The 14,655-nt window shown below is 77.7% G+C and carries 13 protein-coding genes; 7 read left to right on the forward strand and 6 right to left on the reverse strand.

The window, feature by feature from the left end:
- Positions 1 to 29: 29 nt before the first annotated feature.
- On the reverse strand, positions 30 to 395 hold the full coding sequence (locus tag ACI79O_RS08890; protein ID WP_456873608.1) for an STAS domain-containing protein: 366 nt from the start codon (positions 393 to 395) through the stop codon (positions 30 to 32).
- 193 nt (positions 396 to 588) lie between these two features.
- On the opposite strand from ACI79O_RS08890, the gene ACI79O_RS08895 reads away from it, so the two are divergent.
- Both ACI79O_RS08895 and ACI79O_RS08900 read left to right on the forward strand, forming a co-directional pair.
- The gene (locus ACI79O_RS08895) at positions 589 to 888 is read left to right on the forward strand and encodes a hypothetical protein (protein WP_456873607.1); all 300 of its coding nucleotides are present in this window, start codon (positions 589 to 591) and stop codon (positions 886 to 888) included.
- A 215-nt stretch (positions 889 to 1,103) separates the two neighbouring features.
- A complete protein-coding gene (locus ACI79O_RS08900; protein WP_456913915.1) occupies positions 1,104 to 1,478 on the forward strand; it encodes a hypothetical protein in 375 nt (124 codons plus the stop codon).
- Between the two features lie 29 nt (positions 1,479 to 1,507).
- On the opposite strand, the gene ACI79O_RS08905 is transcribed toward ACI79O_RS08900, so the two are convergent.
- Positions 1,508 to 4,555, reverse strand: a complete 3,048-nt coding sequence (locus ACI79O_RS08905) for a sacsin N-terminal ATP-binding-like domain-containing protein (RefSeq protein ID WP_456913916.1) — start codon at positions 4,553 to 4,555, stop codon at positions 1,508 to 1,510.
- A 75-nt stretch (positions 4,556 to 4,630) separates the two neighbouring features.
- Between ACI79O_RS08905 and ACI79O_RS08910 the strand changes: the two genes are divergently transcribed.
- Both ACI79O_RS08910 and ACI79O_RS08915 read left to right on the forward strand, forming a co-directional pair.
- A complete protein-coding gene (locus ACI79O_RS08910; RefSeq protein ID WP_456913917.1) occupies positions 4,631 to 6,169 on the forward strand; it encodes an aldehyde dehydrogenase family protein in 1,539 nt (512 codons plus the stop codon).
- Complete coding sequence (locus ACI79O_RS08915) at positions 6,166 to 7,773, forward strand: GMC family oxidoreductase (protein ID WP_456913918.1); 1,608 nt, start codon at positions 6,166 to 6,168, stop codon at positions 7,771 to 7,773. Before ACI79O_RS08910 ends, ACI79O_RS08915 begins: the two co-directional genes overlap by 4 nt.
- Positions 7,774 to 7,800: 27 nt before the next feature.
- On the opposite strand, the gene ACI79O_RS08920 is transcribed toward ACI79O_RS08915, so the two are convergent.
- Together ACI79O_RS08920 and ACI79O_RS08925 are read right to left on the reverse strand one after the other, a co-directional pair.
- Positions 7,801 to 8,196: a DUF6958 family protein gene (locus ACI79O_RS08920; RefSeq protein WP_456913919.1), complete on the reverse strand. Its 396-nt coding sequence runs from the start codon at positions 8,194 to 8,196 to the stop codon at positions 7,801 to 7,803.
- Positions 8,193 to 8,663 carry an SRPBCC family protein gene (locus ACI79O_RS08925; RefSeq protein ID WP_456913920.1) on the reverse strand — a complete coding sequence of 157 codons (471 nt, stop codon included), beginning with the start codon at positions 8,661 to 8,663 and terminating at the stop codon, positions 8,193 to 8,195. The genes ACI79O_RS08920 and ACI79O_RS08925 overlap by 4 nt, the downstream gene beginning before the upstream one ends.
- Before the next feature lie 49 nt (positions 8,664 to 8,712).
- Here ACI79O_RS08925 and ACI79O_RS08930 point away from each other — a divergent pair, with 49 nt between their 5' ends.
- Positions 8,713 to 9,177, forward strand: coding sequence for a MarR family winged helix-turn-helix transcriptional regulator (locus tag ACI79O_RS08930; RefSeq protein ID WP_456892510.1), 465 nt, complete (start codon positions 8,713 to 8,715; stop codon positions 9,175 to 9,177).
- Positions 9,178 to 9,243: 66 nt separating this feature from the next.
- Here the strand turns inward: ACI79O_RS08930 and ACI79O_RS08935 are convergent, their stop codons facing one another.
- Positions 9,244 to 10,110, reverse strand: a complete 867-nt coding sequence (locus ACI79O_RS08935; protein ID WP_456913921.1) for an endonuclease domain-containing protein — start codon at positions 10,108 to 10,110, stop codon at positions 9,244 to 9,246.
- Between the two features lie 137 nt (positions 10,111 to 10,247).
- Complete coding sequence (locus ACI79O_RS08940; RefSeq protein ID WP_456892514.1) at positions 10,248 to 11,570, reverse strand: MFS transporter; 1,323 nt, start codon at positions 11,568 to 11,570, stop codon at positions 10,248 to 10,250.
- A gap of 73 nt (positions 11,571 to 11,643) precedes the next feature.
- Here ACI79O_RS08940 and ACI79O_RS08945 point away from each other — a divergent pair, with 73 nt between their 5' ends.
- Together ACI79O_RS08945 and ACI79O_RS08950 are read left to right on the forward strand one after the other, a co-directional pair.
- Positions 11,644 to 12,657, forward strand: coding sequence for a GlxA family transcriptional regulator (locus ACI79O_RS08945; protein WP_456892517.1), 1,014 nt, complete (start codon positions 11,644 to 11,646; stop codon positions 12,655 to 12,657).
- A 271-nt stretch (positions 12,658 to 12,928) separates the two neighbouring features.
- The gene (locus tag ACI79O_RS08950) at positions 12,929 to 14,497 is read left to right on the forward strand and encodes a DEAD/DEAH box helicase (protein WP_456913922.1); all 1,569 of its coding nucleotides are present in this window, start codon (positions 12,929 to 12,931) and stop codon (positions 14,495 to 14,497) included.
- The last annotated feature ends 158 nt before the right edge of the window (positions 14,498 to 14,655 follow it).

A 14,655-nucleotide genomic window follows, 5' to 3' on the forward strand; every position in this document is an offset into this window, starting at 1 on the left:
CGTCAGGAGGCGCTGAGGGGAGGTCTACGTCATGCGGCGCCGGCGCCGGGTACGACCTGCTCGGCGCCGAGCAGCTCCCACAGGCCGGTGACCTGCAGGGCGCGGGCGACCGCGCGGGTACCGACGAGGACGCGGAGCCGGGTGCCGGCCCGGTCGGCGGTGCGGTGCGCGACCGCGAGCACCGACAGGCCCGCGGAGTCGAGGAAGGTCACGGCCTCCAGGTCCACGGTCACCACGGGCGGCCCGCCGGCGAGGGCGCCGTCGACGGCCTCGCGCAGCTCGGGGGCGGTCGAGCAGTCCACCTCGCCGGTACAGACGATGCGCACGGCGCCGTCCGCGGGGATGACGTCGACCGTCAGCAGGTCGGCGGCAGGACGAGGGGAGACAGTGGTCACGGTGCGCCTCTCAGTCGAGAGCGGGCCCGTGCGAAGGACAGCGGCTGCACCAGCCGCACCAAGCGCGGAGTCCGGGGAGGACGTACACGGCTGAGTGTTGAACCGCACCTCGGACGGTAGGCCCGGGGTCGGTGGTGCGCAAGGGGCCCCGCCGTGTGCCCGCCCACCCGGTGGACGCGGGGATACTGGGGGCGTGAACGGGCGGTTGGTCCTGGCGGGCCTGATCTGGGCGGCGGTGTCGGCGGTGGCCGTCGTCGCCGTCGGCAACGTCATCGTGGCCCTCGGCCTGGCCGTCTTCGGGCTGGTCCTCCTCGTGGTCCTGGCGATGGCCAGCGACTGGGAGAGCCACCCCGACTTCGAGGAGCGGGAGCTGGCCCGGGCGCGCCGGCGCCGCGTGAAGTGGGACCGCGGTGCCGACGCGCGGGCCCGCGACCGCGCGCGCTGGGAGGCCCACCAGGCCCGCAAGGCCGCCCGGGACCGCGGCCGGGACTGACCTCTCCCGAAAACCCGTGGCGGCGTCCGCGGGACCGCTCTAGCGTCGCCGTCATGCGCCTCTGAGCCCCTCCCGCGACGACGCCCGCGTCCTCCGCCGACGCCCGCGGGTCGAGCCCCCGGCTCCCCGCTCCTCCTCGCGCCCTCCTCAGGCGCTCCCCCTCCCTGGCTGCCGGCTGCCGGCGGCCGGTCCGACCTCCCCTCCGGAGGCCTCCCGTGTCACGTCCTGCCCGATCCCCGTCCCCTGCGGCCGCCGAGGCCCGCGGCGCCCTGCCCACCGCCGAGGCGGCCGCGTTCGACCGGCTGGCGTCGGCGGTGCTCGCCGCACCCTCTGCGGCCCTCGGCGCCGTGCTGCGCACCCGGCTGCCCGGGGTGGCCGGCGTGCGCTGGCTGCACGCGGCCGGCCTGCCGCCCACCGCCCGCGCGGACGCCCTCACCGCCGACCAGTGGCTGTCGCTGTACCGCTGCTGGGAGAGGGACGCCGCCACGCCCCGCCGCTCGGCGGCGCGCGGTGGCGCCCTGCGGGGCGGCGGTCGCCCCTCCGCGCACGGGCACGCGCCCGGCGCGCTGGCCGCCCCGCGCTGGAACTGAGGAAGGACCTCCCTGCCCCCGGCCGGGCGTCAGCCGACCGCGTCCTCCGCGGCGAGGTCGGCGGTCCGGCCGGGCTCGGCGAACGCCTCGGCCAGGGCCTGCCGCAGCGGCCAGGCCCCGGCCCGCCAGGCCAGCGCCCGGCCCAGCGCGGCCGGGCTGCCGTCCACGTGGTCGACCGCGCCGTCGGGCCACCAGGCCACCGGGCGGCCGGCGGCCAGCAGCGGCTCGTGCACGGCGACCTCCCCGGTCAGCGCCGCGCGGCCGAGCCGGGCCGCGGCCAGCTCCGCTCCGGGCACCGCGGCCCACGGTCCGCGGCGCACCGGGGTGCTGGTGACCGCGGCCCGCACCCGCTCGCTCACCAGCGGCAGGTCGAGCAGGTCGGCGACCGGCCCGGGCGCACCACCGGCGGGCACGAGGACGCCGTCGGCCAGCGGCTGCAGCCACGGCGCGTCGAGCACCCCGACGGGTTCCCGGGCCGGGTCGGCGACGCGGTCGGGCGCCACCCGCACCCGCGCCGGCGGGTCGACGTCGAGGCCGTCGAGGGCGGCCGCCAGGCGCGCGTACACGGTGCGCAGCACGGCGGGCCGCACCGTGCGGGCCGGGTCGCCGAGCCGGTCGAGCAGGTCCCGCGCGGCGTCGGGGTCGGCGAGCACGTCGTCGACCGTGGCGGCCGGCCGCAGCCGCGCCAGCACCTCCGGCGGCGCCTGCGCCGGCTCGTAGAGGCCCTCCAGCTCGGCGCCGTCCGGCGCGCGCAGCCGGTCGGGGCGCCGCCCGCCGAGCACCGGGTGGGTCGACAGCCACCAGCGCAGGTGGGAGGGCACGGGGACGCCGTCGAGGACGACGTCGGCCCACGCCTCGCCGGGGGCGGCGGCCAGCAGCGGCAGCGCGCCGTCCCAGTCCGCGACCAGGTCCAGGTCGCGGACGGCGGTCAGCGGCGGCCACGACGGCGGGGGCGCCCCGGTGGGCAGCCGGTCGAGGACGGCGTCGGCCCACGCGCCGGCCGCGTCGACGTCGAGGTCGTCGGGATCGTCGGCGCGCACCAGGGTGAAGGTGGTGAGGACGCCGACCGCCCGCAGCGCCACGGGGTCGCACCCGGCCGCGAAGTCCGGGTCCAGCAGCCCCAGCGCGCCGTCCTCGAGGACCGCGGCCAGCGGCGCCCCGGGCAGCAGCAGCTCCCCCGCCGGCGCCCACGCGCCGTCGTCGTCGGGCAGCGCGAGCTCGGCCAGCCACGGCAGCTCCCCGGGCGCGGTCCCGGCCGCGGCGACCAGGGCGAGCACCGCGCCGGCGAGGTCGGCGGGGTCGGTGTCGTCCCACCCCTCGTCGACCGCGTCGACGGACTCCTCGACGGCGGCCCGCACGGCGGGGTCGGCCAGCACCGCGGCCGCGGTGGCCGGGCGCGCGCCGAGCCGCTCCAGCAGCCGCCGCGCCGGCGGCGGCGCCACGGCCTCGGGGGCGGCGATGCGCAGCGCCAGGGGACCCAGCCGCCCGACCGGCAGGTCCTCGCCGGGCAGCAGCACGCCGGCCGGACCGGGGGCGGTGCGCCCGTCGGCCAGCGGCACCGGCAGCGCGCCGAGCTCCTCCCGCTCGGCGTGCGCGAGGGCGGTGTAGAGCCGCGCCCACCACGACGGCGGCCGGGCGACCCCCGCGACGGCCTCCACGACCTGTGCCGTCCCGACCCGCCGGACGCCGAGGGCGGCCAGCGCGGGGGCGCCCTCGCGCCGCGACCAGTCGGCCGGCAGCAGGCCGGGCAGCACGCCGGTGAGGACGGCGACCCGCTCGTCGGGACCGTCGTCGAGGACGGCCGCGCGGTCGGGGCGGAGCCGCTCCCCCGCCTCCGGGTCGGCCGCCGGGAGCCACGCGGTCCCGCGCAGCCGGTCGAGGACGGCCGAGCCGAGGGCGGCGTCGAGCTCGGCGGCGGCCAGGCCGATGCGCGGCACGAGGGCGAGCACCGCGGGGTCGGGTGCGAGCGCGGCGACCAGGTCGGCGTAGCCCTCCGCGGCCACGGCGACGAGTGCATCGGTGACCGGACCGGGCGCCACGTGCCGGCGGTCGGGGCCGAGAGGGAACGGCGCGACCAGCCGCGCCGGCAGGGACAGCGGCTCGTCGCTGGGCGTGGGCGCGTGCACCACCTGGCGACCCGGCAGCGGCCGCGGGCGCCCGTCGTCGTCGAGGGGCACCGCCCAGGTGAGCGTGTACCCGCGGCGGGCGCGCTCCTCGACCGGGCGGTCGGCGAACAGCTCGGCGGGCAGCTCCCCGCGGCGCTCGGCCACCCGCCAGGCCGTCGTCGTGTCGCCGTCGCGCAGACGGACCAGCGGCGGGGTGCGGGCGCACGAGAGGGTGCGGGAGGCCCCGTCGACGACCACCTCGATCTCCGTCAGGCCGGGGAGGGCGAGCAGCAGCCCGGCGTCGAGCGCCTCCAGCGCCGCGCGGACGGCGGCCCGCGAGCCGGCGCGCAGCGGCAGCACGACCTCCGTGGCGTACCCCGCGGGCGGCGGGCCGTCGGCGGGCCAGGGCAGCCGGAGCACCGGGACGGCGCCGTCGCGGCGGGCCAGCTCGCCGGCCAGCACGTCGACCTCGGCCACCTCCGCGCGGGTGCGGGCGGCGCTGAACCGCACGCCGCCGTGCACCGAGTGCACCGCCGGCTCGTCGGTGACCGCGAGGACGGCGGCGAACCCGACCCCGAACCGGCCGATCGTCTCGAGCGGCGGCCCGCCCGCGACCACGGAGCGGCCGACCGTCTCGAGGTCGTCACGCTTCGCCGACGCGCGCAGGCTCGCGAGGCCTGCCACCCCGGCGGCGTCCAGCGGCGCCCCGGTGTTGGCCGCGTGCAGCACCTCTCCCCCGCCGCCGACCCCGCTGCCGACCGTGGCCAGTTCCAGGCGCAGCCGCCCCGGCACCCCGGCCCGGACGGCGGCGTCGGCGGCGTTCTGGGCCAGCTCGACCAGCAGCCGGTCGCGGTAGCCGCCGCGGACCAGGTCCTCCTCAGCGTTGGCGTCCTCGCGGAACCGGGCCGGCGAGTCGCGCCAGGCCGCCAGCACCCGGCGGCGCAGCTCCGCGGTGTCGAAGGGGTCGGCCACGGCGGCCAGCATGGCAGCGCGTGGGTCCCGCGGTCGGCTCCGGACAGGGGGCTACGCACCGGTAACCTGCGCCACATGTCGCTCGCCGAGCAGATGGACACGGTCACCGACGCCGCCGCCGGCACCGTCGACCGGCACGCCACCACCGAGACCTTCGAGTCCACCGACCCGGCCACCGGCGCGGTCGTCGGGGTCTTCCCGGTGCACGACGCCGCCGCGGTGCAGCAGACCGTCGAGCGGGCCCGCCCGGCCGCGCGGCACTGGGCCGAGCTCGGCTTCGACGGGCGGCGGCAGCGGCTGGCCGCCTACCGCGGCCACCTCGCCCGGCGGGTGCACGAGCTGGCCGACCTGGTGCACCGGGAGAACGGCAAGCCGCACGCCGACGCGGTCCTCGAGATCACCCTGGCGATCGACCACCTGGCCTGGGCCGGCGCGCACGCCCGGCGGACGCTGGGCCCGCGCCGCGTGCGCGCGGGGGTGCTGGCGGCCAACCACGCCGCGTACCTGGAGTACCAGCCCCTCGGGGTCGTCGGCGTGATCGGCCCGTGGAACTACCCGGTGTTCACGCCGATGGGCTCGATCGCCTACGCACTGGCCGCCGGCAACGCCGTGGTCTTCAAGCCCTCGGAGTACACGCCGGCCGTCGGGGCGTGGCTGGCCGCCGCGTGGCGGGCCGCCGTCCCCGACGCCGCCGACGCCTTCCAGGTGGTCACCGGGCACGGCGCGACCGGTGCCGCGCTGTGCCGGGCGGGCGTGGCCAAGCTGGCCTTCACCGGCTCGGCGCCGACCGGCCGGAAGGTGATGGCCGCCTGCGCCGAGACGCTCACCCCGGTGCTCATGGAGCTCGGCGGCAAGGACGCGATGATCGTCGACGACGACGCCGACGTGGCCGCCGCCGCCGACGCCGCCGTCTGGGGCGCGATGAGCAACGCCGGGCAGACCTGCATCGGCATCGAGCGGGCGTACGTGACGTCCCCCGTCTACGACCGGTTCGTCGCCGAGGTGACCGAGCGGGTCCGCGGCCTGCGACCCGGCTCCGACGACGCGGCCGCCTACGGACCCATGACGATGGCCTCGCAGACCGACGTGGTGAGGCGGCACCTCGACGACGCGACGTCGTCGGGCGGCCGCGCGGTCCTCGGCGGCACCGTGGACGGCGACCTCGTGGCGCCGACCGTGCTGCTCGACGTGCCCGAGACCTCGATCGCCGTGCGGGAGGAGACCTTCGGGCCGACGCTCACCATCACCCGGGTGCGCGACGCCGAGGAGGCGCTCGAGCGCACCAACGCGTCGTCCTACGGCCTGGCCGGCGCGGTGTTCTCCCGGTCGCGGGCGCGCGCGATGGACCTCGCCCGCCGCATGCGCAGCGGCATGACCAGCGTCAACTCGGTGCTGACCTTCGCCGCGATCCCGGCGCTGCCCTTCGGCGGCGTGGGCGACAGCGGCTTCGGCCGCATCCACGGCGAGGACGGGCTCAAGGAGTTCACCCGCGCCAAGGCGATCACCCGCCAGCGGTTCCGGCTGCCGGTGGACCTCATGTCCTTCAGCCGCCCGCCGGCGGCGGCCGACACGGTGGCGCGGGTCCTGGGGCTGGTGCACGGGCGCCACCGGTGACCGGCGGGTACGACGTCGTCGTCGTCGGGGCCGGCTCGGCCGGCTGCGCGCTGGCCGCCCGGCTGACCGAGGACCCGTCGGTGCGGGTGCTGCTGCTGGAGGCCGGCGGGTCCGACGACGTCCTCGAGGTGCAGGTCCCCGCCGCGCTGTACAAGCTCTGGCGCACCCGGCGGGACTGGAACTACACCACCGAGCCGCAGCCGGGCCTCGGCGGGCGCCGGCTGTTCTGGCCGCGCGGGAAGCTGCTGGGCGGGTCGTCGTCGATGAACGCGATGATCTACGTCCGCGGGGCGGCCGCCGACTACGACGAGTGGGCGCGGCTGACCGGCGACCCGTCGTGGTCCTACGAGCGGGTGCTGCCGCTGTTCCGGCGGATGGAGGACAACGCCCGCGGTGCCGACCGGTTCCACGGCACCGGCGGGCCGCTGCGGGTGGAGGACCTCCGCTCGCCGCACCCGTGGACCCGCGCGGTGGTGGAGTCGGCGGTGGCCGCCGGTCACCCGCGCAACGACGACTTCAACGGTGCCGTGCAGGAGGGCGTGGGCCGGTACCAGGTGACGCAGCGGCGCGGCCGGCGCTGGTCGGCCGCCGACGCCTACCTGCGCCCGGCGCTGGGGCGGCCCAACCTCACCGTGCTGACCGGCGCGCTCACCACCCGGGTGCTGGTCTCGGGCGGGCGGGCCACCGGGGTCGAGTACCGGCGCGCCGGGCAGGTGCACACCGTGCACGCGTCGGGCGAGGTGGTGCTCTGCGGCGGCGCGGTGAACTCCCCGCAGTTGCTGATGCTGTCGGGGATCGGGCCGGCGGCGCACCTGCGCGACGTCGGCGTCGACGTCGTCCACGACCTGCCCGGCGTGGGCGGCGGGCTGCAGGACCACCCCCTGGTGCCGGTCGTCTGGACCGTGCGGTCGGGGCGGTCGCTGTTCCGGGGCGAGTCGCCGTCGGGCTACGCGCGGTGGTTCGCCGCCCGCCGCGGGCCGCTGTCGTCGAACCTGGCCGAGGCGGGGCTGTTCACCCGGTCCCGGCCCGAGCTCGCCGAGCCCGACCTGCAGTACCACTTCCTGCCGGTCAAGTTCTGGCGGCAGGCGGAGGTCGACCCCGACGTCGACGCGTTCACCGCGGCCGCCGTCGTCGTGCACGTGCACTCGCGCGGGTCGGTGCGGCTGCGCTCGGCCGACCCGACGTGGGCGCCGGCGATCGACCCCGGCTACCTCACCGACGAGCGCGACCTCGACGCGCTGGTGACCGGGGTGGAGGAGGCCCGCAAGATCGCCTCGGTCGGGCCGCTGGCCCGGGTGCTGGCCGAGGAGTGGTCACCCGGGGCCACCGTCCGCACCCGGGAGGGGCTGCGGCAGGCGGTGCGCGACACGCTCGAGTCGCTGTACCACCCGGTGTCGTCCTGCCGGATGGGCGTCGACGGCGCCGCGGTGGTGGACCCGCAGCTGCGCGTGCACGGCCTCGACGGGCTGCGGGTGGTCGACGCCTCGGTGATGCCGACGCTGGTCCGCGGCAACACCAACGCCCCGACGATGGTGATCGCCGAGCGCGCCGCCGACCTGCTGGCCGGCCGGACCGCCGACCCCGCCCTCGCCCCGACCCCCTGACCCCGCCGGAGGGGTGCCTTTGTAGCGCTAATGGCTGTCCCGGGAGGCGGGACGGCGACGGATCCGCTGCGGGCTGGAGCCCGGCGCCCGCTCGATCTCGCCGCGCGCCTCGAGGTCGACCTTGGTGTAGGTGCAGTAGTTGCGCAGCCGCCCCTTCGGGAACAGCGGGTGGGCGGCGTGGCGCTCCTGGGCGCTGGCCACGACGTCGCGCAGCAGCACCCAGCCGTCCGGGCCGGCCAGGTCGTCGAGGGTGTCGAGGATGTGGGCCCGCACGAACTCGTACTGGGCGAGGTCCATCGTCCAGCCGTCCAGGCCGCCGGGACGGGTCGCGTTGAACACCTGCACCCGGCCGCGGGCGCGCGCCTCGGCGTCGGCGTCCCAGGCCGACTGCGGCACCGGTCCGCTGTGCGGGTCGGCGCTCACGGGACCGCCGGGCGCCGCTCGACGTGCGCCCTGAGCTGCTCGAGGTCGCGCACGTGCAGCGCGCGGACCCGGCGGCCGACGACGGCCTCGGCCAGCCGGCGTACCACGGGTGGCAGCGGCGGGGTCGCGCGGAAGTCGAGGTGCACCCGGGACCGGCCGCCGCCGAGGTCCTCGATGCGGAAGTCGACCTCCGGCGTCATCTCCCGGCCGCCGGGGAGCCGGTTGCGCAGCCGGTACTCGACCCGGTCGGCTGTTGCGCTCACCAGCCGCTGCCGGCCCTGGACGACGCCGGACCGGTCGCGGAAGACGATCTCCGATCCGGGGCTGCGCCCGTCGCCCTCGACCGCGCACGTGTAGCCGGTCGCCTCCGGCCACGCCGACCACCGCATCAGCTCGTGCTCGTCGGCGATCGCGGCCCGGACCTCGGCCACCGGCCGGTCGACGTCGATGCTCTCGGTCCAGCGCACGCGGACCCCCTCCATCAGTTCGACGGGTGAACGATGCGACCATCGAACCATGTCCGGGAACCAGACGCTGCCGTCCGCAGACCTGCTCACCGCGTGCCGGGCGCTGGCCCGCGCGGTGGACCTGTTCGAGGAGGCGGCGTGCGGCGTCCTGGGGGTGGGCCGCAACGACCTGCGCGCACTGAACCTGCTCGAGCACGGGCCGCTGGGACCCAGCGCCCTGGCCGACGCGCTCGGGCTGTCCCGCGCCGCGGTCACCGCCCTGCTCGACCGGCTCGAGGCCGCGGGGTACGTGGCCCGCACCGCGGCTCCCGGCGACCGTCGCGCGGTCCACGTCCACCTGCAGCCGGGGACGTGGGCCGCCTTCGCCCGGGTCTACCGCCCGCTCGGGGACCGCGTGCGCTCGGTCGGGGACGACCTGTCCGAGCACGACCGCCGGGTCGCCGCCGCGGTGCTCGAGTCCCTCGCGGACACCGTCGACGCGGTCCGCGGGGAACTGGAGGCCCGGCCCGGCTGATGTGCCTTTATCGCGATATTGGCTCCTTCCCTCGGGAGCCTTTACCGCGATATTGGCTCCTGCCGCTCAGACCGCTGCCAGCGCGGCGCGGATGCGAGCAACGAGGGCCTCGAGGTCGCGCAGGTCGGCAGCGGTCACCCGGATCACCCGCCAGCCCGCGGCGCGGAGCCGGTCGAGCCGCTCGGCGTCGCGCGTGACCTGGTCCGCCTCGAAGTGGTGCGCCCCCTCGTACTCGATCGCCAGCCGCACGTCCGGGAAGGCCAGGTCGACCCGGGCGACGAACCGCCCGTCGTCGACGACCTCGAACTGCGGCACGGGCTCGAGACCGGCGAGGACGAGGCAGACCCGCAGCCGTGACTCGCGCGGCGACTCCGCACGCGGGTCGACCAGCAGGACCGCCCGGCGGACCCGGCTCACGCCCCACCGGCCCGCGCCCCGCTCCGCCATCGCGGCGAGGCCGGCGAGCGGGACGTGGCCCGCACGCACCATCGCGTCCACCGCGGCGACGGCCGTCGTCAGCGGTTCGAGGGTCATCACGTCCCAGGCCGTCCGGAGCGGGACGGTGAGGGGCACGTCGTCGACCACGACGACGTCCGCGGGTGACAGGACCGTGTGGTGCACGGTGGCCTCCCGCGGCCCGCGCCAGCGGATCTCCTCCGGGCACACGAGGGTCACCGGGTCGTCGGCCGCGGCGAAGGCAGCGCCGTACCAGGCGGCCGCCGAGTGCCCGCCGACGGCCACACCCGGCGGCATCACGAGTGCGACGCCCTGGCAGCGGAGCCGGTGGTCGACGGGCAGCCCCGGGTCGGCGTAGACGCCCTGGGTGAGCCTCCGGTAGCTGCGTCGTCGCAGCTGCCCGCGGGTGAGGAGGCCCTCGCCGATGGCAGCGCTGCCGACGAAGACCCCGGGGAGGAGACGGCGGTGAGCAGACACCCGGGCAGCGTCGTGGACGCAGGAGCCGCCGACCGGCGTCGTCCACAGGCCGGGTGCCATCAGCGCTACAAAGGCACCACGCCGGGGACACCCAGGTGCCGATATCGCGACAAAGGCACCTCCTCGGAGGGCTGGCGTCAGCCGTGGGTGGTGGCGGCGGACGAGGTGGTCGGCTCGGTGGGCACGGCGGGCGGTGCGGCTGGGGCCGGGCGGCGGCGGATCGAGATCGACAGCGCCGCGGCCAGCAGGCACAGCGCGCCGGCGCCGAACCAGGCCAGGTCGTAGGAGCCGGTGACGTCGCGGATGACGCCGCCGCCGAACGCGGCCACCGCCGACCCGACCTGGTGCGAGGCGAACACCCAGCCGAAGGCGACCGGCGCCCGCGCCCCGAAGTGCTCGCGGCACAGCGCCAGCGTCGGCGGGACCGTGGCCACCCAGTCCAGGCCGTAGAAGACGATGAACGCCACCATGCTCACGTGCAGGTCCGGCCCGAACAGCGGCGGCAGCAGGAACAGCGAGAGCCCGCGCAGCGCGTAGTAGGCCAGGAGCAGCACCCGCGGGTCGGCGCGGTCGGTCAGCCACCCCGAGAGCACGGTGCCGGCGATGTCGAAGACCCCCACCACGGCGAGCAGCGCGGCCGCGGTCGTCACCGGCATGCCGTGGTCGTGGGCGGCGGGGATGAAGTGCGGCTGCACCAGGCCGTTGGTCGACGCCCCGCAGATGAAGAACCCGGCGGCCAGCAGCCAGAACGGCCGCGTCCGCGCCGCCTCCACCAGGCCGCGGACGGCGGTGCGTGCGGCGCCGGTGCGCACCGGGTCGACGTCGTCGGCGGCGGTCCCGCCGTAGGGGACGGCGCCCACGTCGCGCGGCCGGTCGCGCAGCAGCCAGAGCACCAGCGGGACGACGGCGAGCGCGGCCGCCGTCGTCCCCAGCGAGGCCGCCCGCCAGCCGCCGCTGGTCTGCGCGATCGCCGCGACGACGGGCAGGAAGACCAACTGCCCGGTCGCGCCGCCGGCGGTGAGGATGCCGCTGACCAGCCCGCGCCGGGCGACGAACCAGCGGCCGGTCACGGTGGCCACCAGCGACAGCGCCATCGACCCGGTGCCCAGCCCGACGGCGAACCCCCACAGCAGCACCAGCTGCCAGCTCGCGGTCATGAACACGGTCAGGCCGCTGCCGAGGGCGGTGAGCAGCAGCGCGCCGACGACGACCCGGCGGATGCCGAACCGCTCCATCAGCGCGGCGGCGAACGGCGCGGTCAGCCCGTACAGCGCCATGTTCACCGCGACGGCGGCCGAGATGGTCGACACCGACCAGCCGAACTCCGCGCGCAGCGGGTCGATGAGCACGCCGGGCACGGCCCGGAACGCCGCGGCCCCGACCAGCGCCAGGAAGGTCACCGCCGCCACCCACCACGCCGGGTGCACGCGCGAGCTGCGGACGGGCGCGGGAGACGTCACGGCCGGAGAGCATGACCCGTGTCATGCCGACCGGGCCAGTGGCCGGGAGGTCAACATGTGCAAGGATCCGGCCATGTCCTCCGCGGCCAGCGCGAACGGCTCCGCACCTCCGCCCGTCCCGCACGAGGTCGTCGTCCTGGCGGTCGACCGGGTCGTCGGCTTCGAGCTGGGCCTGCCCTACCGGCTGCTCGGGCTGGCCGAGGACGACGCCGGCCGGCCGCTCTACCGGGTCCGGGTGGCCACCCTCGACGGGCGTCCGGTCCGCACCGCGGACGGCTTCTCGGTGCTGCCCGAGCACGACGGGTCGGTCCTCGCCGAGGCGGACACGGTCGTCGTGCCCGGCATCATGGGCGGCCCCGTCGTCACGGAGGGGCGCGTCCCCGCCGAGCTGGCCGCGGCCGTGCGGGACGCCGCGCGGCACGCCCGCATGGTGTCGATCTGCACCGGGTCCTCGCTGCTGGCGGCGGCCGGGCTGCTCGACGGGCGCCCGGCCGCGACGCACTGGCGCGACGCCGAGGCGTTCCGCCGCACCTTCCCCGCCGTCCGCCTCGACGCCGACGTGCTCTTCGTCGACGACGGCGACGTGCTGACCTCCGCCGGCGTGGCCGCGGGCATCGACCTGCTGCTGCACCTGGTCCGGCGCGACCACGGCAGCGAGGTGGCCAACCGGGTGGCGCGGCGCAACGTCGTCGCCCCGTGGCGGGAGGGCGGGCAGTCGCAGTTCGTCGAGCGGCCGCTGCCCGAGCCCGGCGACGCGGGCACCGCGGCCACCCGCGCCTGGGCGCTCGAGCACCTGGGCCAGCCGCTCACCCTCGCCGACCTCGCCGGGCACGCACGGATGAGCGTGCGGACCTTCACCCGGCGCTTCCGCGAGGAGACCGGCCTGTCGCCGCTGCGCTGGCTCGCCGCGCAGCGGATCGCGCTGGCGCGGCGGCTGCTGGAGTCCACCGACGCCTCGGTCGACCGCGTGGCGGCCGAGGCCGGGTTCGGCACGACGGCCTCGCTGCGCTCGCACCTGCGCGCCTCGATCGGGGTCGCGCCCGGCGCCTACCGCCGCACCTACCGGGGCGCCTCCATCAGCCTTTGACGCTACAAGGGCACCTCCCTCGCAGGGGGGTGTGACGCGCGACTCCCCGGTCCGGCGGCAGGATCGGCGGCCCCGTCTGGTTGAGTGAGGGGACCGGCGTTGCCCTCGCTCATCCGGAGCGGCAGGACTCGACGTCGGGCTGGTGCAGCGCCACGGAGGCGCGCCCGGCTGTCCGACGTCGCCGCCGGCGCGCTCCGCCCCGTTCCCCGGGGCCGGCCTGCGCCCGCGCACGGTGACCGACGACGGCGACCCGAGAACGCCCGAGGAACCGATGACCTCCCAGCAGTCCCCCACCTCCGCCGGCCCCGCCCGGCCGCGCCGCCGTCGCGGCGGCCGCGGCCGCGGGACCGGCACCGGCACCGCCGTGCCGGCCGCACAGCCGCAGCCGCAGCCGCAGGAGATCCCCGCCGGCGACGTCGCGACCGTGCTGCCCGCCGACACCACGTTCGAGGCGCTCGGCGTGCCCGCCCCGCTGGCCGAGGTGCTCACCGCCAGCGGCATCACCGCCCCGTTCCCCATCCAGGTCGCGACGCTGCCCGACTCGCTGGCCGGCCGCGACGTGCTCGGCCGCGGCCGCACCGGCTCGGGCAAGACGATCGCCTTCGCCCTCCCCCTGGTCTCCCGGCTGGCGGCCTCCACCACCCGCCGCCAGGCCCGCCGGCCGCGCGCGCTGGTCCTCGTCCCGACCCGCGAGCTGGCCAACCAGGTGCTCGCCACCGTCGAGCCGCTCGCCCGCGCCCTCGGCCTGCGCTGCACCACCGTGTTCGGCGGTGTCGGGCAGAACCCGCAGGTGCAGGCACTGGCCGCCGGCGTCGACGTGGTCATCGCCTGCCCCGGCCGGCTCGAGGACCTCATCGGCCAGGGGCACGCCGACCTGTCCGCCGTCGAGGTCACCGTCCTCGACGAGGCCGACCACATGGCCGACCTCGGCTTCCTCCCCGGCGTCAAGCGGCTGCTGGACCGGACGCCGCAGGGCGGCCAGCGACTGCTGTTCTCGGCCACGCTGGACAACGGCGTCGACGTGCTGGTGAAGCGCTACCTGTCGCAGCCGGTGACCCACTCGGTCGACCCCGCCGTCGCGCCGGTGGCCACCATGACGCACCACGTGTTCCAGGTGAGCGCCGCGGACAAGGCCGAGGTCGTGCGCCAGCTGGCCTCCGGCCTCGGGCGCAGCGTGCTGTTCACCCGCACCAAGCACCAGGCCAAGAAGCTCGCCAAGCAGCTCACCGCGGCCGGCGTCCCCGCCGTCGACCTGCACGGCAACCTCAGCCAGAACGCCCGCGAGCGCAACCTCGAGGCGTTCAGCACCGGCGGCACGCGGGTCCTGTGCGCCACCGACATCGCCGCGCGCGGCATCCACGTCGACGACGTGGCGCTGGTCGTGCACGTCGACCCGCCGACCGAGCACAAGGCCTACCTGCACCGCTCGGGCCGCACCGCCCGCGCCGGGGCCGGCGGCACGGTGGTCACCCTCTCCACGCCCGACCAGCACGGCGAGGTGCGGACGCTGACCCGCCAGGCCGGCATCACGCCGGTCGTGGCCACGGTGCGCCCCGGCGCCGAGCAGATCACCGCGCTCACCGGCCCCGCGGCGCCGTACGTCGAGCCGGCCCCGGCACCGGCGCCCCAGCCGCAGGGCCAGGGCGGCGGACGGCGGCGCCGCGGCGGTTCCGGCGGCGGCTCGGGCACGACGGCGTCGGCCACGGCGGGCACCACGGCCGGGAGCCGCGGACAGTCCCGCACCCCCGGTCCGGCGCGCACCCGCGCCGAGCTGGCCGCGCGGGCCGGGACCCACTCGGCAGCGTCGTTCAGCGGGCGGTCGCGGCGCGGCGGCCGCTGACCGCGTCGGGCTCCGTTCCGGGGTTGGTCGCGGGGGGGGGGGGGGGGGGGGGCCCCCCCCCCCCCCCCCCCCCCCCCCCCGCCGCCCCCGCCCCCCCCCCCCACCCCCCCCCCAACAGGCCCCCCCCGCCCCCCCCGCGGCCCGCCAAAAAAAAAACC

It is taken from the genome of Geodermatophilus sp. SYSU D00696, assembly GCF_054050235.1.

Coding starts and splice junctions, on each gene's coding strand:
- ACI79O_RS08910 (WP_456913917.1), top strand. CDS start 4,631: ATGTCGCTCGCCGAGCAGATGGACACGGTCACCGACGCCGCCGCCGGC.
- ACI79O_RS08930 (WP_456892510.1), top strand. CDS start 8,713: ATGTCCGGGAACCAGACGCTGCCGTCCGCAGACCTGCTCACCGCGTGC.
- ACI79O_RS08945 (WP_456892517.1), top strand. CDS start 11,644: ATGTCCTCCGCGGCCAGCGCGAACGGCTCCGCACCTCCGCCCGTCCCG.
- ACI79O_RS08950 (WP_456913922.1), top strand. CDS start 12,929: ATGACCTCCCAGCAGTCCCCCACCTCCGCCGGCCCCGCCCGGCCGCGC.